Annotated in this window: 21 protein-coding genes; 10 read left to right on the top strand and 11 right to left on the bottom strand. The window is 38.3% G+C overall.

Annotated features, from left to right (window positions below):
- Positions 1 to 3 precede the first annotated feature (3 nt).
- From ACIQZ2_RS03000 to ACIQZ2_RS03010, 3 genes are all read left to right on the top strand, one after another.
- Positions 4 to 1,215 (top strand): TCR/Tet family MFS transporter, encoded by a 1,212-nt coding sequence (locus ACIQZ2_RS03000; RefSeq protein ID WP_395767355.1) that lies wholly within the window; start codon positions 4 to 6, stop codon positions 1,213 to 1,215.
- Positions 1,216 to 1,294: 79 nt separating this feature from the next.
- Positions 1,295 to 2,026, top strand: a complete 732-nt coding sequence (locus ACIQZ2_RS03005) for an outer membrane lipoprotein-sorting protein (RefSeq protein ID WP_395767356.1) — start codon at positions 1,295 to 1,297, stop codon at positions 2,024 to 2,026.
- Between the two features lie 92 nt (positions 2,027 to 2,118).
- The gene (locus ACIQZ2_RS03010) at positions 2,119 to 2,565 is read left to right on the top strand and encodes a hypothetical protein (RefSeq protein WP_395767357.1); all 447 of its coding nucleotides are present in this window, start codon (positions 2,119 to 2,121) and stop codon (positions 2,563 to 2,565) included.
- Here the strand turns inward: ACIQZ2_RS03010 and ACIQZ2_RS03015 are convergent.
- Genes ACIQZ2_RS03015 through ACIQZ2_RS03025 form a run of 3 tightly spaced genes read right to left on the bottom strand, consistent with a single transcriptional unit; the run spans position 2,562 to position 4,549 of the window.
- Positions 2,562 to 3,482, bottom strand: coding sequence for a sugar phosphate isomerase/epimerase family protein (locus ACIQZ2_RS03015; protein WP_395767358.1), 921 nt, complete (start codon positions 3,480 to 3,482; stop codon positions 2,562 to 2,564). The genes ACIQZ2_RS03010 and ACIQZ2_RS03015 overlap by 4 nt on opposite strands.
- A gap of 1 nt (position 3,483) precedes the next feature.
- Positions 3,484 to 3,843: a transmembrane 220 family protein gene (locus ACIQZ2_RS03020; protein WP_395767359.1), complete on the bottom strand. Its 360-nt coding sequence runs from the start codon at positions 3,841 to 3,843 to the stop codon at positions 3,484 to 3,486.
- 4 nt (positions 3,844 to 3,847) lie between these two features.
- On the bottom strand, positions 3,848 to 4,549 hold the full coding sequence (locus tag ACIQZ2_RS03025) for a tetratricopeptide repeat protein (protein WP_395767360.1): 702 nt from the start codon (positions 4,547 to 4,549) through the stop codon (positions 3,848 to 3,850).
- 198 nt (positions 4,550 to 4,747) lie between these two features.
- Here ACIQZ2_RS03025 and fsa point away from each other — a divergent pair, with 198 nt between their 5' ends.
- Positions 4,748 to 5,404, top strand: coding sequence for a fructose-6-phosphate aldolase (fsa, locus tag ACIQZ2_RS03030; RefSeq protein WP_395767361.1), 657 nt, complete (start codon positions 4,748 to 4,750; stop codon positions 5,402 to 5,404).
- Between the two features lie 10 nt (positions 5,405 to 5,414).
- A complete protein-coding gene (locus ACIQZ2_RS03035) occupies positions 5,415 to 6,086 on the top strand; it encodes a cell division ATP-binding protein FtsE (RefSeq protein WP_395767362.1) in 672 nt (223 codons plus the stop codon).
- On the opposite strand, the gene ACIQZ2_RS03040 is transcribed toward ACIQZ2_RS03035, so the two are convergent.
- Positions 6,087 to 7,652 (bottom strand): response regulator, encoded by a 1,566-nt coding sequence (locus tag ACIQZ2_RS03040; protein ID WP_395767363.1) that lies wholly within the window; start codon positions 7,650 to 7,652, stop codon positions 6,087 to 6,089.
- Positions 7,653 to 7,782: 130 nt separating this feature from the next.
- On the opposite strand from ACIQZ2_RS03040, the gene ACIQZ2_RS03045 reads away from it, so the two are divergent.
- Both ACIQZ2_RS03045 and ACIQZ2_RS03050 read left to right on the top strand, forming a co-directional pair.
- Positions 7,783 to 8,079 (top strand): HesB/IscA family protein, encoded by a 297-nt coding sequence (locus tag ACIQZ2_RS03045; RefSeq protein WP_395767364.1) that lies wholly within the window; start codon positions 7,783 to 7,785, stop codon positions 8,077 to 8,079.
- Positions 8,076 to 8,975, top strand: a complete 900-nt coding sequence (locus ACIQZ2_RS03050; protein ID WP_395767365.1) for a Ppx/GppA phosphatase family protein — start codon at positions 8,076 to 8,078, stop codon at positions 8,973 to 8,975. Before ACIQZ2_RS03045 ends, ACIQZ2_RS03050 begins: the two co-directional genes overlap by 4 nt.
- On the opposite strand, the gene ACIQZ2_RS03055 is transcribed toward ACIQZ2_RS03050, so the two are convergent.
- The 6 genes from ACIQZ2_RS03055 to ACIQZ2_RS03080 are packed head-to-tail and all read right to left on the bottom strand — an operon-like array spanning position 8,964 to position 13,299.
- Complete coding sequence (locus ACIQZ2_RS03055) at positions 8,964 to 9,854, bottom strand: DUF3078 domain-containing protein (RefSeq protein WP_395767366.1); 891 nt, start codon at positions 9,852 to 9,854, stop codon at positions 8,964 to 8,966. The genes ACIQZ2_RS03050 and ACIQZ2_RS03055 overlap by 12 nt on opposite strands.
- 27 nt (positions 9,855 to 9,881) lie before the next feature.
- Positions 9,882 to 10,781, bottom strand: coding sequence for an aldose 1-epimerase (locus ACIQZ2_RS03060; RefSeq protein WP_395767367.1), 900 nt, complete (start codon positions 10,779 to 10,781; stop codon positions 9,882 to 9,884).
- On the bottom strand, positions 10,772 to 11,551 hold the full coding sequence (locus tag ACIQZ2_RS03065; RefSeq protein WP_395767368.1) for a TIGR02757 family protein: 780 nt from the start codon (positions 11,549 to 11,551) through the stop codon (positions 10,772 to 10,774). The genes ACIQZ2_RS03060 and ACIQZ2_RS03065 overlap by 10 nt, the downstream gene beginning before the upstream one ends.
- Before the next feature lie 3 nt (positions 11,552 to 11,554).
- Positions 11,555 to 11,719: a hypothetical protein gene (locus ACIQZ2_RS03070; protein ID WP_395767369.1), complete on the bottom strand. Its 165-nt coding sequence runs from the start codon at positions 11,717 to 11,719 to the stop codon at positions 11,555 to 11,557.
- 1 nt (position 11,720) lies between these two features.
- Entirely contained in the window at positions 11,721 to 12,593 is an 873-nt protein-coding gene (locus ACIQZ2_RS03075) for a LysM peptidoglycan-binding domain-containing protein (RefSeq protein ID WP_395767370.1), read from the bottom strand.
- Positions 12,565 to 13,299, bottom strand: a complete 735-nt coding sequence (locus ACIQZ2_RS03080; protein ID WP_395767371.1) for a hypothetical protein — start codon at positions 13,297 to 13,299, stop codon at positions 12,565 to 12,567. Before ACIQZ2_RS03080 ends, ACIQZ2_RS03075 begins: the two co-directional genes overlap by 29 nt.
- A gap of 64 nt (positions 13,300 to 13,363) precedes the next feature.
- Here ACIQZ2_RS03080 and kdsB point away from each other — a divergent pair, with 64 nt between their 5' ends.
- Genes kdsB through metF form a run of 3 tightly spaced genes read left to right on the top strand, consistent with a single transcriptional unit; the run spans position 13,364 to position 18,886 of the window.
- Positions 13,364 to 14,116 carry a 3-deoxy-manno-octulosonate cytidylyltransferase gene (kdsB, locus tag ACIQZ2_RS03085; RefSeq protein ID WP_395767372.1) on the top strand — a complete coding sequence of 251 codons (753 nt, stop codon included), beginning with the start codon at positions 13,364 to 13,366 and terminating at the stop codon, positions 14,114 to 14,116.
- 49 nt (positions 14,117 to 14,165) lie between these two features.
- Positions 14,166 to 17,927 carry a methionine synthase gene (gene metH, locus ACIQZ2_RS03090; RefSeq protein WP_395767373.1) on the top strand — a complete coding sequence of 1,254 codons (3,762 nt, stop codon included), beginning with the start codon at positions 14,166 to 14,168 and terminating at the stop codon, positions 17,925 to 17,927.
- 5 nt (positions 17,928 to 17,932) lie between these two features.
- Positions 17,933 to 18,886 carry a methylenetetrahydrofolate reductase [NAD(P)H] gene (gene metF / locus ACIQZ2_RS03095; protein WP_395767374.1) on the top strand — a complete coding sequence of 318 codons (954 nt, stop codon included), beginning with the start codon at positions 17,933 to 17,935 and terminating at the stop codon, positions 18,884 to 18,886.
- On the opposite strand, the gene ACIQZ2_RS03100 is transcribed toward metF, so the two are convergent.
- Positions 18,883 to 19,413, bottom strand: a complete 531-nt coding sequence (locus ACIQZ2_RS03100; protein ID WP_395767375.1) for an HNH endonuclease — start codon at positions 19,411 to 19,413, stop codon at positions 18,883 to 18,885. The two genes, metF and ACIQZ2_RS03100, sit on opposite strands and share 4 nt — an antisense overlap.
- Positions 19,414 to 19,479: the final 66 nt, after the last annotated feature.

Raw genomic sequence — 19,479 nt, forward strand, 5'->3', positions numbered from 1 at the left:
GATATGTTGAAGAAGCGCGATGCGGCCATTGGTTTTATATTTGTAACCTTGTTGATTGATGTGATGGGCATTGGAATTATTATTCCTATGATGCCAACATTAATTCGCGGATTTACTGGTGGTGATTTAAGTGTTGCCTCGCAATATTCAGGATGGTTGATGGCTTCATATGCTATCATGCAATTTATTTTTTCACCTGTGCTGGGTGGATTATCGGATCAATTTGGTAGACGACCTGTGATTTTAGCCTCGCTATTTGGTTTTTCTTTGGACTATTTACTACTTGCCAATGCCCCTAATATTACCTGGTTATTCGTTGGTCGTATCTTAGCGGGTATTACAGGAGCTAGTTTTACAACTGCCCAGGCCTACATTGCTGATGTTTCTACGGCCGAAAATCGCGCGAAAAATTTTGGTATGGTAGGCGCCGCTTTTGGTTTAGGCTTTATCATAGGCCCCGCGATAGGAGGTGCATTAGGAAATATTGATGTGCATTTACCTTTTTATGCTTCAGCAGTATTAACGATGTTGAATGCCTTGTATGGATATTTTGTATTACCCGAGTCTTTGAGTTTAGCGAATCGTCGGCCGTTTAATTGGAAAAGGGCAAATCCATTTGGCTCTCTTAAACATATGACCCATTACCATCCGATGGTTTTAGGATTGATTGGTGGTTATTTCCTTATACAATTAGCGGGACAAGCACACCCAAGTACTTGGTCATATTTTACGATGAAGGTTTTTGATTGGACGCCTGATGAGGTGGGTTATTCATTGGCCTTTGTAGGATTGATTGTGGCGCTAGTTCAAGGCGGATTAACTCGGGTAATTACACCCAAAATTGGGGAGCGTAAGGCAATCTCCTATGGTCTTTTATTGTGGGCGGCAGGATTTATATTATTTGCTTTTGCCTCTAAGTCGTGGATGATGTATGCATTTATGGTGCCATTTGGGTTAGGAGGATTAGCTGGTCCAGCTTTGCAAAGTTTGATTACCCAACAGGTTGGGGCAAATGAACAAGGAGAATTACAAGGAGGATTAACTAGTTTGCAGTCTATCACGACCATATTAGGCCCCTTATTTGCTTCCAATTTGTTTGCGTATTTTACGATGAAGGAGCACAATTTTCCGGGAGCAGCATTTTTTGCGGCGGGGATTATAGGCTTTATGGCTTGGGGAATTATTATGCGTTCAATTCCCAAAATTAATCAGTAAACTGATAATTGGTTTGATTTAATGTTTAATGGAAGTTTGAATTCAACAAAAATCAATACCTTTCGAAAAAATAAATCATATGAAAAATACATTTAAAGCTTTATGCTTGAGTACGATGGTTTTCTGCTCATTGGCATTACGTGCTCAAAGCACCGAAGAAGTATTGAGCAAACATCAAACAGCTATGGGAAGTCCAGAAAAATGGTCGTCTGTTAAAAGTCTAGTGATGAAAAATAAATTCAGTGTTCAAGGGATGGATATTGAGAGTAAGTCATCTGTTTTGGTAGGAAAAGGGTTTCGTACTGAAGTTGAAGTTATGGGTGCTAAAATCATTACCGCAATCAATGGCGATTCTGGATGGATGTTGAGACCTGCCATGATGGGTGGAACAGGCGAGCCTGAAATTATGCCAGCTGACCAAGTAAAAATGTCTGCGTCACAGAAGAATATTGGTTCTGCGTTAATTATTGCTAAAAAAGAAGGGGATACAATTGAATTGATCAGCAAAGAAAAATTGGACGGAGCTGATGTTTATTTGTTGAAAGTAAATAAAGCCAATGGGGATGAATCACAAGTTTATGTTTCAGCTAGCACATACTTTATCGTAAAAGTAGTTGGGAAAGTTAAAGTAAATGGTCAAGATGTCGAATCTGAAGTTGTTTATTCTAATTATAAAGCTGTAGATGGATTATTTTTCCCTCATTCGATGGAGACTGCTAGTCCAATGGGTGGTATGATGACTGTTGATACTGTTTCAATTGAGATTAATCCGGCTATTGACGAGAAAATATTTGCTAAACCTACCAAGTAGATTTTCATCATTTGTAGATTAATGGGGGGCTATTTAGCCCCTTATTTTTTTCTTCGGACTTATTCGTAATTTTGTTGTTCATTCTTCCATTCATGAGATACATTTATATCCTTTTTTGTTTGATTTTTCTGATAGCATGTCAAGATTCAAGTTTAGATCCTAGGACAAAAACTGAAATTTTGTTAAGCAAGACTTGGCAGATTCAGGAGATAACCGCTAGTGGTTATTTAAATGGAACGGTTTATCAGCGGGGAAGGACAGCAGAAGGTTCGCAATACGATATGTCTAAAGTACGATTAACTTTTTTTTCAAATGGTACTTGTCTAGCCATAGATAACACGGGAAATAATACCGCATCTGGGAAATGGAAATTGATAAATAATGACAAACAATTACAGATTTTCGAGACTAATTATTTCGTTTTGGATGGAATCGGGGAAGTAAATAGTCTATTGAAAACTGAATTTGTTTTTTCAGGAACACGTAGTTATAAATCAACGTTTGTCAATGCAACGGTGCGAATGGTACCGGCCAATTAAGGAAGGAACGTATTGATGTGATTTCTTGCCATGTAAATTGCTTTCTGTACATCGTCTTCAGATCCTTCAAAGGCTTTATCTTCTACCTCTATAACAATGGGTCCCCTGTAGCGGACATCATGCAATGCGCTGATGAATTTACCCCAATGAATATCGCCCAAGCCTGGTAATTTAGGCGAATGGTATTCCAAAGGATTTGCCATAATTCCCACGCGATCCAATTTGTCCTGATATACCTTTACATCTTTTAAATGTATATGATGCAATTTTTCGGCATAATGGTAAATCGGATATAAATAATCCATTTGCTGCCATACCATATGCGATGGATCATAATTCAAACCGAAATTTTTTGATGGGATGATACTAAATAATTGGTCCCAAATTTTAGGCGTTGTTGCCAAGTTTTTACCACCTGGCCACTCGTCATCTGTAAAAAACATCGGGCAATTTTCGATACCAATTTTGATGTTCAGCGCGTCAGCTAATTCAATTATTTCAGGCCAAACCTCTTTAAATTTATCAAGATTATAGGCAACGCTTTTTGTAAAATCTCTACCAATAAATGTGTTTACTACAGGTATCTCTAATGCCGACGCAGCACGAATAACCTTTTTTATATGTTCTCGGTAAAATGCTGCTTGCTCCTCATTGGGGTCCATCGGATTCGGATAATACCCTAGTGCTGATATTTTAACAGGATGTTGATTTAAATAGGTTTTTAAATTCAACAGTCCTAATGAGTCCATTTGGTCCACGGCAATGTGGCTTACTCCCGCATATCTACGTGTATCGCTATTTTGGGATGGCCAGCACATGACTTCAACACAAGAAAAGTGTGCACGATGTGCGAAATCCAATACTTGCTCCAAGGTTAAATTGGGAAGAATCGCAGAGGCAAATCCAAGTTCTAACATTTTATTTTTTATCTAAGGAATAATACAAAGCAAACGAAAGGGAGGCAATCCATAGGCCAACTGCCTCTCGAGCCAATTCTTGGTTAACTGTTTTCATCGTCAGCCCATCGGTCATGAAGCCTTCCCAGGCTGTCATTTCAAGCCAAAGCTGAAGGCCAGCCATCGTGGATAAGATGAATAATATCGCAAGTAATTCTTTGTTCACAAAGCCTCGAAAGGCTTGAAATGATACAAAAGCAGTTATGCCATAAATAGGCACCCATAAAATTGGGTCAGGGTCATTGAATTGCCAATAGGAAAACAATAGAAAAATAATACTGAATAACAATCCAAAATAAGAACGGATATTTTTGGTTTTCATAGGTTTACGGACATAAGTTTTCTACCGCTTCTTTTGCTCCCGGATACTTGAGTTTTTTTGCTTGTTGAAGGGCATAACAAGCCTTATCGGTAAGATTTGCTTTGTAAAAGCTTAATCCCATCGCGTAGAAACCTTTTCCAAAACTAGGGTCAATTTGAACCGAAGTTTCAAAATCTTGATTTGCAAGTGCATAATTTTCTTGTTGAAAGTAAATATTACCTCGGTTATACAAGGCATTGATTTCCTCCGGATTCTTTTTGATGCATTGAGTAAAGTCGGCAAGTGCTTCAGACGGTTTGCCTAATGCAGCTTGGATGATGCCTCTTTGTAGGTAACCTGCACTCGAATCAGGTTGAATGTTAATGGCAGCCTCGGTGGGCTTAAGTGCTTTTTGCCATTGACCTTGTTCCATTTCAAGGGCACCTAAATTGAGTTGTGCTGTATATAATGATGGTTTCAACTCAATCGCTTTTTGATAATTTGTACGCGCCTCATCCCAGTTTTTTTCTTGAAATGCTATGACACCTTGTAAGTTATAGGCTTCAGCCAATCCCGGATTTTTTTCTAATGCCTTTTTGATAGCTTCTTTTGCAGAAACGGTTTCTCCTTTTTGCAGACGTGATTTAGCTTCATTAAGCCAGGTTTCAGCATCAGAGGAACAGGATAGCAAGAAAATAGAAAAACAAATTATCGTAAGAATGCGCATATTTTAGATTTGAAATTAAAGTTAAGTGGTATTCGGAAATTATTGGCATATATTTTGAAAAAAGCGCGAATTATGCCATATTTGCAACGGCAAATTACCAGCTCCCGCTGAATCCTCCAGGTCGTGAAAGAAGCAAAGGTAGGTTGGTTGTAGCGGTGAATTTGCCATTTTTTTTTGTCCTTTTTTAACTACCTTCCTATGAAATTTTTTATCGACACGGCTAATCTAGCCCACATCAAAGAAGCACAAGATTTAGGTGTTTTGGACGGGGTAACAACAAATCCTTCACTGATGGCCAAAGAAGGTATTAGTGGTAAAGATAATGTTTTACGGCATTACAAGGCGATTTGTGATTTAGTAGATGGTGATGTTTCAGCAGAGGTAATTGCAACTGATTATGAGGGAATGATTCGCGAGGGAGAAGAATTAGCTGAATTGGACGAAAAGATTGTTGTTAAAATACCCATGATAAAAGATGGCATTAAAGCCTTAAAATATTTTTCTTCACGTGGAATTAAAACCAACTGTACCTTGGTTTTTTCTGCAGGGCAGGCCTTGTTAGCTGCGAAAGCAGGAGCTACGTATGTTTCTCCATTTATTGGTCGCTTAGATGATATTTCATTTGATGGCATGGATTTGATTGATCAAATTCGGGTGATTTATGATAATTACGAATTTGATACACAAATTTTGGCGGCTTCTGTTCGTCATCCCATTCACATCATTAAATGTGCCGAGATTGGTGCCGATGTAATGACAGGTCCACTTTCCGCTATGCTTGCTTTATTGAAGCACCCATTAACTGATAGTGGTTTAGCAACTTTCCTTGCTGACCACGCTAAGTCTAACCAATAATTTAAGATTTATGTCCGTACTGACTTTTGAAAATGTTACTATTTCACAAGAAGGAATTCCTACGTTAACAGATGTGTCTCTTTCAGTTAGCGAGGGCGAATTTTATTATTTAATTGGTAAATCGGGGTCTGGTAAAAGTACATTTTTTAAATCTATTTTTGGAGAATTACCTATCGATTCCGGGAATGCTCAGGTTGCAGGCTTCGATTTAATTAACATTAAGAATAAGGATATTCCCTATTTACGAAGAAAGCTTGGTTTCGTTTTTCAGGATTTTCAATTATTGACTGACCGTAACGTAGAACGAAATTTAGCTTTTGTTTTGGAGGCAACTGGACATCAAGATAAGGCTGAAATTAAATCTCGTATTGAGGCTGTTTTGGATCAAGTGGGAATGGCTAATTCAATTCACAAGCGCGTACACAAACTATCAGGCGGGGAGCAGCAGCGCATTGCAATTGCTCGAGCATTATTGAATAAGCCTGTTTTAATTTTAGCGGATGAGCCTACTGGACATTTGGATCCGGAGGTTTCATTGGAAATTATGGATCTGTTTAGGCAGCTTACCCTAAAAGGAACTTCCATCATTATGGCTAGTCATGACTACCACACGATTCAACGTGTTCCGGGTAAAATCCTGAAATGTGAAGGAGGTACTATCACGCCCGTTAGTTCACTTTAATTACTTGCCAGTCAAATAGGTTACTGGAATAATACATTCCTCTAATGAGATACCTCCATGTTGGAATGTGTTTCGATAATGGTTTACATATTGATTGTAATTATTTGGGTAGGCGAACATATAATCCTCTTTCGAGAATACATAAGAAGTAGAAACATTGGGCTTAGGTAAAAATAGTTGTTCGGGCTTTCTGCAAACCATCATTTTGCTGGATGCATCCCAATTGAGATTCTTGCCTTGTTTATACCTTAAATTGGTATTTGTATTCCGATCTCCGATGATTTTAATAGGGTTTTGAACGCGAATCATTCCATGATCGGTTGTGATGATTACGCGTCCTTTTTTCTCAGCAATCCGTTTTAATAAATCAAATAAAGGGGAATGTTGGAACCAACTTGCTGTTAGGCTTCGATAGGCTGACTCGTCTGGCGCTAATTCCTTAATCATGGCCATATCTGTTCTCGCATGAGAGAGCATATCGACAAAATTATATACGACAACATTCAATTGGTTTGTGAGTAGTTTGTTGAAATTATCTACTAATTGCTTCCCCTGGTATTGGTGGATAATCTTATGGTATGATGCTTTTGCATTAATGCGCAAGCGTTTCAATTGCTCATTCAAATAAAACTCTTCGTTCTGATTATAACCTTCTTCATCTTCCGAATCTCCCAAATCAAAGACCCATTTATCTGGATAGTTTTTTTGGATTTCCATCGGCATCATTCCAGCAAAAATGGCATTTCGAGCGTATGCGGTAGTGGTGGGCAAAATTGAATAATAGGTCTTTTCTTCCTCCACTTGAAAGTAATCTTGGATAAAAAGCTCAAGTGTTTTCCATTGGTCGAAACGAAGATTGTCAATTAATATGAAAAATAAGGGTGATTTTTCGTTAATGCGCGGAAATACATGTTTACGCATCATTAAATGGCTTAAGATAGGGGTATCACTATCAGGTTTTTGTAACCAAGATTCATAGGAATTTTCGATGAATTTACTAAAATGAACATTGGCCTCGGATTTTTGATTAATCAAAACCTCCGACATAGATTTGTTTTCTGTTTGATCTATTTCTAATTCCCAATAGGTGAGTTTTTTATAGATTTCTGCCCATTCAGCGGCATTTAATCGCTCTTGGTAGCGCATGGAAAGTTCAAGGAACTCTTGCTGATAACTCAAATTAGTCTTTTCTTCCTCCAATCGTTTCTTATCAAAAATTCGCTTGACAGATAAAAGTAACTGCTTGGGATTTAATGGTTTAATGAGGTAGTCTGCTATTTTAGAGCCAATAGCATCTTCCATCAATTCTTCTTCTTCTGATTTGGTAATCATAATAACCGGGAGATTTGGCCTAATTTGCTTGATAGCAAGCAATACCTCTAAACCAGACATTCCCGGCATATTTTCATCCAAAAACAATACATCAAACTTTTGTTTGTTGACCAAATCAAGAGCATCTGCCCCCGAATTAACAGAAGTAACCTGGTAACCTTTATCTTGAAGAAAAAGGATGTAGGGAGTTAATAAGTCAATTTCGTCATCAGCCCAAAGAATCGAATAGTTCATGCTCAATTGTTTTATTACCTAAACGAATCTTTAGGTATTTATTGCCTTATTATCCTTAAAAATTGTTATCATTAAAAAGCTTTTTGGCAGGTTAAAATTAACTAAATTTGCGTTGGCTATCATTGCATTTATGTCAAATAATTCTCCCATTACTTTTTCTAATTCCGCTCGGGAAAATCTTTTTTCTTTATTTAAACATGGGAAAATGCCTGAACCTTTTTTACGCGTAGGTATGAAAGGTGGAGCTTGTGGAGGAACTTATGTGTTGGGTTTTGATCAAAAGACCGAATTCGACGAGGAGTATTTTATTGATCAGATTCCCGTGGTTATTGATAGAAGGCAGTTATTATTTGTTTTGGGAACAGAAATTAGTTTCGAGCCCAGTGCCAATGGATTTTATTTACATAAACCAACACCCGCCTTATGAAGTTCGCAGCCATTGATATCGGTTCAAATGCCGCTCGTTTACAAATTTCTAGCGTCCTAGAGAATGACGGCATGATTAGTTTTAAACGGGTAGAATATGTACGATTTGCATTAAGATTAGGACATGATGTCTTTAGTCAAGGTGTAATTTCGCCAGAATCTGAAGTTCGTGTTTTTAAATTGTTGCATGCCTACAAATTGTTAATGGATTTACATGAAGTGCAAGATTATGCGATTTGTGCGACATCTGCCATGCGTGAGGCGGCAAATTCAGCGGAATTAGTAACCCGTATACAAAAAATATTGGATATGAAGATCCAAATTATTGATGGTGCTCGTGAAGCTGAACTAATTAATGATGTCGTCGTAAAATCGTTAAATCCTAAAAAGAACTACCTCCATATTGATGTTGGTGGGGGGTCAACAGAATTGAATTTCTACCGAAATCAAGAAAAATTTGCTTCTAAATCCTTTAAAATCGGTTCGGTAAGATTATTAGAAGGCAAGGAAAAGGAAGGTGACTGGGATAAGATGAAAAAATGGATTTCAATGCAAATGGAATCCCTGAAAGGTGCTGTTTATGCAGTCGGTACAGGTGGAAACATTAGCAAGTTATACAACTTATCAGACCAAGTAAGCGATCAAAAAACAATGGATTTTTCAGAGTTGATGCGTATTTCTACCTACATCAGCGCATTTACCTATGAAGAACGTGTAAATAAATTACGATTAAATACGGACCGTGCCGACGTAATTGTTCCCGCTGCATCAATTTATTTGACGGCTATGGAATTAGCGGGTTGCCAAACCATATTTGTTCCAGATTTGGGATTAAAGGATGGAATTATTCAATTATTACATGAGCGAATGCAACAACGAAAGCGATCAATCAGCTAGTCGATACAAGACACCCATAGAAAGTATTTGCGAGAATTGCCAATTAGGATCTTGGTCATAGTCTTTAAATAGTACAGCCTGTAAATTCGTGCTCACATATTTATTCACTTTCATGGTGAAATTGGCGTCTAAACGATGTACTATTCCATTGGGTTTACCCATTCGGAAGTAATCAATTAAGGCCGAATACCGCGCTTTCATATTGATGTTTTGAAAAATGTCTTTTTCAATGTTCATCAAATATTGAAATACGAATTGATTTCGGATATTATCTCCGGGTTTTTCTAAACCATATAGAGCTGCTCTAGAAATACGTTCATCGAAAACAAATGTTTGCCGCAAACTACCGATACCTATACGCGTGTAAAAAGATTTATCTGGATGGTATTCCATTCCCATGGATGAAGTTAAATAGGCAGGAGCAAAAATATTAGAAACTAAAGAGTCTACCGGTATCCCAATCAGATTTTTCTTGCCGTATTCAAAACCTTCAAAAAATTGAGATGAAAAGTTGGTTGAACCGTAAAAATCCCACTTGTTACTTATGCGGTATCCTGCCTTAAATTCATAAAATATCCGATCGACGTTCTTTCGAAGACTTTGAGTTCTATTCTGTAAAAAACCGACTTGAAGGTTCAAATCACTATTTAAACGCCAATTTTTATTGACAACTTTGGCAGTATGATTTAAAAACCAACCGATGGCGAAAGTATTTGTTCCTCCTCCTTTCCAGTTTTCACTGAAGCTTGATTGGTTGAGGTTAATCCCTGTATTAAAATCTTTTTTCCATTTACTCGCAAGGCTATCGGCCTCTAAACTTGCTTTCGCCGCAGGGGCAATGACAAGCAGGTAAATAAGTAAAAAGATTTTTTTATGCATAGTACAAATGTACAAAAAGGATTTTTTCTATAAGTCTGTTTTTTCAGCTTTTCTATACCAGATCTTAACGTTCAATCGAAATAGCTCCCCGGGTGCTAGCACCTTTATTCCATCTCCGGTATTAAATGCATCAGTGTTTGCTGTCATAGGTTCTATGGCTATGCAATTTTCGCCTTCAGGTGCAAATACTACAAGAAATGGGAAATCCAAGCTTGATTGTTCTAAGAATAAGGATGCCCCTGTTTTTTTACTCATTAGTTGAGTAATGTGCTGCGGCATTTTTTGCAATCGAAAAACATTATCCAATGTCTCTTTTCCCAAATCTACCCCCATGCTCGCATTATATGGTTCTTCCCTTAAAGGAATCATTTGGCTATCTGAAATACATTTACTTTCGGAATTAAACGTTATTGTCCAATCGGCCAATTTCCCCTCAGGTAATGTGAAATAAGGGTGCCATCCACAAGCAAACGGCATATTATTTGTGCCAGTATTTTTTGCTTCAAATTGCATTTGAAATACATTATTTTCTACGAATTCATAGCCTAGTTGCATTTCAAATGGAAATGGGTATGCTTTTTCATCAACTGGGTATTTATACGTTAAGGTTGCTTTTTGGTCTTCTGTATGGCACTCAAATGGTTTTCTTGCTAATAACCCGTGAATGGCATTTCCCAATTTGGGCTCATTGATAGGTAATTGATAATTTCGTCCCTCAAATGAATAATTTCCATTGCGAATGCGGTTTACCCAAGGTGCCAATAATGCACTCGGATGATATGGGTTTTCTCCAAGATTATAGCGGTCCGCGAATGGAATTTTAATGACGTTGCCATCCCAATTCAATTGGCTTAACATGCCGCCTACTGATGGGATTATTTCAAAATAAGCTGTTTGGTCTTTGCTTCTTATGTGTACTATTTCCATATTGTTTTTTCTTCAATGCCCATACCATATAAGGCAAAATCATATTTTACAGGATCCTCTGGGTCTAATTCTCGTAGATTTTCTGTTAATTCTAAAGCTTTCTTCCAGTTTGTTGGACCTGGTTGAATCAATTGTAAACTTTCTGCAGTACGTAAGGCATGTACATCCAGTGGACAAACCAATTGGTGTGTCTTTATGTTGTTCCAGATTCCAAAATCGACACCCGCTTGGTCATTTCTTACCATCCAACGTAAAAACATGTTGATGCGTTTACAAGCTGATTTCTTGTCGGGAGATGCCACATGTTTTTCGGTTCGTTTTGGTGCAAATTCATCGTTGAAAAAATACTGATAGAATCGATTAATCGCCTGTTCAACAGTCTTTTCTTCGGCGTTATATCGAAAGCTAAACGCCGTTTCTAGACTTTCATTGCCTTGATAGTGCTGTTGAAAAAATCGAATAAAATATAAGGCATCCGTTGAATTAAATGTTCGATGCTTAAAGCTTTCAAATCGCTTTAAATCCGAGGGATGATGATTTAGAATGAAGTCATAAGGACTTCCATCCATAAAGTTGATTAATTCAGATGCTTTAGAAATAATGGTTTTTCGTTGGCCCCAAGCCAAAATAGCCACCCAAAACCCCATAATTTCTATGTCTTGTTTTCGGCTAAATAAGTGAGGGATTTGAATCGGATCATGTTCAATGAAGCGAGGATGATTGAAAAAGTGGTATTTTTCATCCAATAGTTTTCTCACATGTGCTTCCATGCGTTATTTTCTATTTCCAAAGAAAGCTAAAACTCTTGAGGGGAATGAAAGCAGCCAAACAGAAATGGTAATCGCTAATGAAAATGCGGCGATAAAGGGGTAGGATAGGATAAATAAAATCTCAAATGCTACATTTCCAGCGGTAATCGGTCTTTTACGTTTGGCCATTTTATTGAACTAAATAACTGATTTCTGCTCGAATTCTTTTGTCTACTGCATTCAACCGCTCAAATGCCTTTGGAGATAATTTAATGATTAATTTGCTATCCGTGTTAGGTAAACGGCCGATAACTTTCACCCAAATATTTTGGCCATTGGCTAAGTTTTTAACTAAAACCAAGGTTCCAATCGGTGCCGTCTTGTGTAAGGCAAGGTATTTTCCAGAATTATCTGCCACGTCAATTAATTCGGCCATTCCTGTTTCAATTGTTTTACGCATGCCATTAGCTTCTGCTTGTTCAGGTGCGGCAGGATTTAATTTATTTTCTTCACCACTTTTATTAGGTAACAAGGTAGACTTATCTAGGTTGTTCTTACCGGTAGGCGCAGAAATAATTAGTCTTTGACCCTCTTTCAAAACATCCGAACTTAGGTTATTCCATTTGCGAATTTCAGCCATGGTTACTTTGTACAAGTTGGCAACGGTTAATAAACTTTGTTTCGCAGTTACAATATGAATTCCATTGTTTTTTGGCAACTCTGCGGGTTCAGCCGGTTTTTCTTCCGTTTTGCTAACCGTCCCAAGTGTACTTGTGCTTTCATCAAGGTAATGCAATGGTATAAATACCAATTCACCTGTTTTGACGGGTATTTCTATTTCCGGATTGACCTGTTTAAATTCAGTTACAGAAAGGTTAAACCGTTTTAGTACACTGAAGAGGCTTTGTTTAGCCCCAAACTTGTAAACTAAAAACGTCTTATTATTTTCCTTTTTTAAGCCTAATGAATCAACAGCCATCCCCAAGCCACTGGTTGAGGTAATAAACATGAGGCATAAACTTGTTAGCGCTATTTTAATGGTCTGCATAAATATTAATTTCATGTTTGTCTTTTATGAAAATCAATTTATTTCCTATACACTGAAAGGTATGGTAGCCCATTTGATTACCTTCAGCAATTGTCTCAATAAACTGTGTTTGGAAAGCGTAGTCGCAAATTCTTAACTTATTTTTCCAAGCATTTTCGTAAATATAATAAGAAAATATTAGCTTATTAGAGCCTTCCCAATAATCAATCCCTTTTCCAATTTTTTCGCCAAACTTTTGATTAAATAAAGTTTCAAAGGCTTTGAATTCTTCTTGGCTTTCCTCAAAATGTAGCGGAGATTCAATATTTATCTCAGATCTACCAACTTGATTTTGGTTTGTTAATTTTCCCGTTATCAAATCTATTGTGCCCTGATTTGTTACTAAAAAATTACCCTCTAGGCTTGTCCACTGATTCAAGTTAAAACTATAACGTAGTTCTCCACTGGGTAAATTATAACATAGCAATTTTTCAATCCCCGGATTTTTACCTTGTTTCAATTGTAAAAAGACACCTGCGTCTGATAGGCCAGTTAGCCAGTTTAACGCTTTTGCTGGTTTATTTACTATTTCAGTAACATGTAACTGCTTGAGATCAAAACTATACCAACTATTGCTTTCTTTATTACGTGTTTCAATCCAAACTTTTATATGTTCAGGTTCTCCCCAATATCCCAAGCTCCAAATGGTATCCGTAAAGCGCTGATTGAAAATTTTTACCATGTATCTGAATTCGATTCGTCAATTATGTGCAAATTTGATAAAATTTCATCACTAAAGTCTCATTATGATGCATGATTATAAAGTGTTGGCTATTATCCCAGCCCGGTTTGCCTCAACGCGCTTTCCGGGAAAACCCTTGGTCGATTTAGGGGGTAAACCAATGATCCAGCGTACCTATGAGCGTGTCTTGGCTGTTGGTGGATGGCATCGGGTTATTATCGCTACGGATGATTTACAAATTAAATCTGTTGCTGAGGGCTTTGGTGCTGAAGTAATCATGACACGTTCTGACCACGTTTCTGGTACTGACCGCTGCGCGGAGGTATTGGAAATCGTGGGGGAAGATGTGGATTATGTTGTGAATATTCAAGGTGATGAGCCATTTATTGAACCAGCCCAGTTGGTTGAGTTGATTAGCGGTTTTGCGAGTCAAGCTCCTATTTTGACGTTAATCAAACGAATAAATGATGAAGAAACGTTGTTTTCTGAAAACACACCCAAGGTTGTAAAAAATGTGGGGGGTGAAGCACTTTATTTTTCACGTCAAACGATTCCATTTTTGCGTGGAATTGATAAAGCGGTTTGGTTAGATGCTCACACATTTTTCAAGCACATCGGTTTATATGCATATCGAGCAGATGTTTTAAGAGAATTAAGCCAATTGAAACCCTCTCCACTTGAGTTAGCGGAGTCTTTAGAGCAATTACGCTGGTTAGAAAATGGCTATGTCATTCAAACCATTGAAACGCAATTTGAAACCGTTGGAATTGACTCGCCCGCCGATTTGGAGAAAATCAAAAAAATGGGCTTAGTTTAGGTGATTTCTGGCTCATCTTTTGAGCCTTTTATGGTATATTTGCAAGATTATGCAGAAGCCATCTATTTATGAACAATTGCGCCACCGGATTTTGGTCTTGGATGGTGCCATGGGTTCACTGATTCAAGAATATAAGTTATCGGATGCCGATTACCGTGGAGAGCGATTTAAAGACTTTCCGCATGAGGTAAAAGGGAACAATGATTTACTATCAATTACTCGCCCTGATGTAATCAAAGAGATTCATGCTAAATATTTTGAGGCGGGTGCTGACATCGCAGAGACCAATACGTTTTCAGGTACCTCCATTGCCATGGCTGATTACCACATGGAAGATTTAGTTTATGAGTTAAATTTTCAATCTGCTAAAATTGCCCGTGAAGTTGCCGATGAATTTACGGCTAAAAATCCACACAAACCCCGGTATGTTGCCGGATCGATTGGGCCAACGAATCGTACACTTTCACTCTCTCCAGACGTCAATGACCCAGGTTATCGAGCTGTTACATTTGATGAGTTAGTAGAAGCATATACAGAACAAGTACGTGGCTTAGTGGATGGTGGTTCCGATATTTTATTGGTTGAAACCGTATTTGATACCTTGAATGCCAAAGCCGCTTTATTTGCAATTGATCAATTTTTCAAAGCACATCCTGCGAAGCCTTATTTGCCCGTTATGGTCTCAGGGACCATTACGGATGCCTCAGGTAGAACACTTTCAGGTCAAACAACAGAAGCTTTTTTGACCTCCATATCCCACATGCCTTTGCTTTCGGTAGGTCTTAATTGTGCCTTAGGAGCAGATTTGATGCGTCCTTATGTCAAAACGCTCAGCGATAAATCCCCATTTTATGTTTCTGCTCATCCAAATGCCGGGTTGCCGAATGAAATGGGTGAATATGATGAGAGCCCAGAACAAATGGCTGTTGTCATTGAAGACTTTTTGCAGCATGGGTTTATCAATATCATCGGAGGCTGCTGTGGAACCACGCCCGCACACATCAAAGCCATAGCTGATGTGGCAGTCAATTATGTACCACATCAAATACCGGCCTCACACCACCATCAGAAATTATCTGGCTTAGAGCCTTTGGAAATAACGGAGTTGACCAACTTTGTTAATATCGGCGAACGATGTAATGTTACTGGTTCAAAGAAATTTGCCCGCTTGATTCGGGAGGAGAATTTTGAGGAAGCCATAGCTGTGGCGCGTGAGCAAGTGGATGGAGGGGCGCAGATTTTGGATATCAATATGGATGAAGGGATGATTGATGGCGTGAAAATGATGCCGCAATTCTTGAATTTATTGATGGCAGAGCCCGATATTTCTCGATTACCAATCATGATTGACTCATCCAAGTGGGAAGTGATAGAAGCTGGATTGAAATGCGTTCAAGGTAAATCTGTCGTAAACTCCATTTCTTTAAAAGAAGGGGAGGAGCGGTTTATAGAATTAGCCAGCAAGGTAAAGCAATACGGCGCCTCGGTGGTAGTGATGGCTTTTGATGAAAGTGGTCAAGCTGATTCTTATGAACGCCGTATAGAAATTTGTGAAAGAGCCTATCGTATTTTAGTGGATAAGGTACATTTCCCACCACAGGATATCATTTTTGATCCCAATATTTTAACGGTTGCTACCGGTATAGAAGAGCATAATAATTATGCCAATGATTTCATTAAAGCTACCAAATGGATTAAAGAGCATTTGCCATTAGCGAAAGTTTCAGGAGGTGTATCTAACATATCGTTCTCTTTCCGTGGCAATGAACCCGTACGTGAAGCTATGCATACCGTGTTTTTATATCATGCGATTAAAGCTGGTATGGATATGGGTATTGTCAATGCAAGCCAATTAGGTGTTTATGATCAAATTGAACAGCCTCTTCGTGATTTGTGTGAAGATGTTTTACTTAACCGAAATCCGGAATCTACTGAGAAACTTGTCAATTTTGCCGAGACCGTTAAATCCGCAGGAAAGGAAGCCGTTGTTGATGATGCATGGCGATCTCTACCTGTTAATAAACGTCTCGAGCACGCATTGATTAAAGGATTGACTGAGTTTATTGATGAAGATGTGGAAGAGGCTCGCCAGTTAGTTGAGCGACCTATTCAAGTGATTGAAGGTCCTCTGATGGATGGTATGAATGTAGTTGGAGATCTTTTTGGCGAAGGCAAAATGTTCTTACCTCAGGTTGTTAAGTCGGCCAGAGTGATGAAAAAAGCCGTTGCTTATTTATTGCCGTTTATTGAAGCCGAGAAGCAGGGAGGGGAAAGTTCATCAGCGGGAAAGATTTTATTAGCGACTGTAAAAGGTGATGTACACGATATTGGTAAAAACATTGTTGGTGTCGTTTTAGCATGTAATAATTACGAAGTCATCGACATTGGTGTGATGGTTTCTTGTGAAAAAATCTTAGCAGCTGCCAAGGAACATCAAGTTGATATTATCGGTTTGTCAGGATTAATTACGCCATCTTTGGATGAAATGGTGTATGTCGCCAAAGAAATGGAACGCCAAGGATTTACCATTCCGCTTTTAATCGGTGGAGCTACCACTTCTCGAATTCATACAGCTGTAAAAATTGATCCGCATTATAGCGGCCCTGTTATTCATGTTCTGGATGCTTCACGTTCAGTGCCGGTTGCAGGTCGTTTGCTTCAAAGTGAATTGACTTCGAAAGAAATCTTTAGTGAAATTAAGCAAGAATATGCTGAATTAAGGGTTTCACATGCGGCTCGCCAACAAGAGAAGAATTACTTGTCGATTGAGCAGGCTCGTCAAAAATCGAGTGGGATTGATTGGGCTGGTTTTAAGCCAACAAAACCAAGTTTCTTGGGAGTTAAGTATTTTCAGGATTACGATTTGGCTGAAATTGCTCAGTATATTGATTGGACCCCTTTCTTTTCTACCTGGCAATTGTCTGGTAAATACCCTCGTATTTTTGAAAATGAGACCGTAGGCCAGGAGGCACGAAAATTATTCAATGATGCGCAAGCGCTGTTGAAAGAAATTGTTGATAATAAATCATTAACCGCTAAAGCCGCATTGGGTTTCTTTCCTGCTAATGGATTAGGAGACGATATTATTTTGCATGATATCGTTGAACGAGTTAACGAGCTTCCTTGCGATAAGCATGGCGTTCATACACACATTGAATATGATGTTGTAAAAAAGGATGCGGGATCTGATTCTTCCAAATGGTTACATCATTTACGCCAACAAGGTTTAAAGGCTGCGAGTTTACCAAATCGTTGTTTAAGCGATTTTGTTGCACCTTTAACTACAGGTGAAACAGATTACGTAGGTGCATTTGCTGTGACAACGGGTATTGGTATTGAAAAGCTTTTAGAGCGATTTGAAAAACAACATGATGATTATAATGCTATCATGGTGAAAGCTTTAGCCGATCGTTTGGCAGAGGCTTTTGCGGAATTGATGCATGCTCGCGTACGGAAAGAGTTTTGGGGCTATGCAGCTACGGAGGCCTTAAGTAATGAGGAATTGATTTCTGAAAAATACCAAGGAATTCGCCCCGCTCCAGGCTATCCAGCTTGTCCTGATCATACGGAGAAAAAGCGCTTGTTTGAGTTATTGGATGCAGAGAAACAATTGGGAATTCAATTAACAGAGAGTTATGCCATGCACCCTGCGTCATCCGTTTCAGGCTTTTACTTCTCGCATCCAGAAAGTACCTATTTTGGTTTAGGTAAAATTGCAAAAGATCAAGTGCTTGATTATGCTACTCGTAAAGGGATGTTGGTGGAAGAAATTGAACGTTGGTTAAGTCCCGTTTTAACATATGATGTTTAAGTAACATGACGAAGATTACACAATATATTGAGGAAGCAAAAGGGAAGACTTTGTTCTCTATTGAGATTATTCCTCCGATGAAAGGCCAACATTTGGGTGAATTAGTTTCCCATATTGAGCCTTTAATGGAATTCAATCCCCCATTTATTGAAGTTACTTACCATCGTGAGGAGTATGTGGAGAAAATGGTGGACGGTAATTTGAAAAGGATTCCCATTCGTAAAAGACCTGGTACCCTCGGAATTTGTGCTGCGATTATGCAGAAATTCAAGGTAGAGGCTGTTCCTCATGTTATTTGTGGTGGGTTTACCAAAGAAGAAACCGAAGATTTTTTAATAGACTTACATTATTTAGGTATTGAAAATGCGCTTATTTTACGAGGTGACCAAGAAAAGGGAGAGGATCGTTTTATACCAAAACCAGGAGGACACGCCTATGCTAATGAACTAGTTGAACAAGTTCATGCCATGAATCAAGGTATTTTGTTACATGAGGAAACAGAATCATTGCCTACCAACTTTTGTATTGGTGTTGCAGCATATCCAGAAAAACATTTTGAGGCAGTTTCTCTCGAGGAGGATTTACGTTATTTGAAACAAAAAGTTGATGCTGGTGCTGATTACATTGTTACACAAATGTTTTTCAACAACCAACATTATTTCAATTTTGTCGATAAATGTCGGGCTATAGGAATTAATGTGCCTATCATTCCGGGAATAAAGCCTTTAGCCACCGCGCGCCAATTAGAAATTTTGCCTGAAATATTTCATTTGGAAATACCTGAGGCTTTAGCATTGGAGGTAAAAAAGTGTTCATCCAATGCAGCGATTAAGGAAGTAGGTATAGAATGGTCAGTACAGCAAGGTAAAGAATTGATTAAAGCTGGCGTACCTGCTTTGCATTTCTACACGATGAGCAAGTCTGACAGTGTTCATGCCATTGCGTCCAAATTGTTCTAATTGACATTTTTCCAATTTTCGCCTTTTTTGATGCGAGTTACTTGGGTCGATGTGATACCAAATAGTTTGGCGATCATTTTAGGCCTACTTTTTCCGGAGCGAATTAGTTGTTTGATCATGAGAACTTTACTTGGGTTAAGTTTGTAATGCTTCGCTGCCATCGGAATGCTTTTATTGATGATCGCCGGATTCGTTTTGTTATGTTGAGTCAATTCGAATCGATTCACCCACTTAAGGTTATCGTACCTATTGTTTAGTTTATCATAATCTTTATGAATAACAAAAAAATCCTCTGCTTTCGAATGCGGGCAGAAATGTTGTGCTACCAATTTATGTACATAGAAATTTCTATGGGTTTTTTGAATTCGAATATTCAGTGATTTGTAGCCTTGAATAGTAGAGCCCTGTAATATTTTATTAAAACGATTACGTATTCGACCTAAATTTGAGACTTGATAGACTTGTTCGGTTGGAATGTTTAGCTCAATGTTAGCCCAACGTTCCATCCAAGAGGATGAAGATTTCATATGATTGAATTAGTGGTTGTAATATTGAACGAATCTAAGCTTTATTCGGGAGATATTTTATTATCA

The sequence above is a fragment of the Aquirufa sp. genome, assembly GCF_044342065.1.
Taxonomy (GTDB): domain Bacteria; phylum Bacteroidota; class Bacteroidia; order Cytophagales; family Spirosomataceae; genus Aquirufa.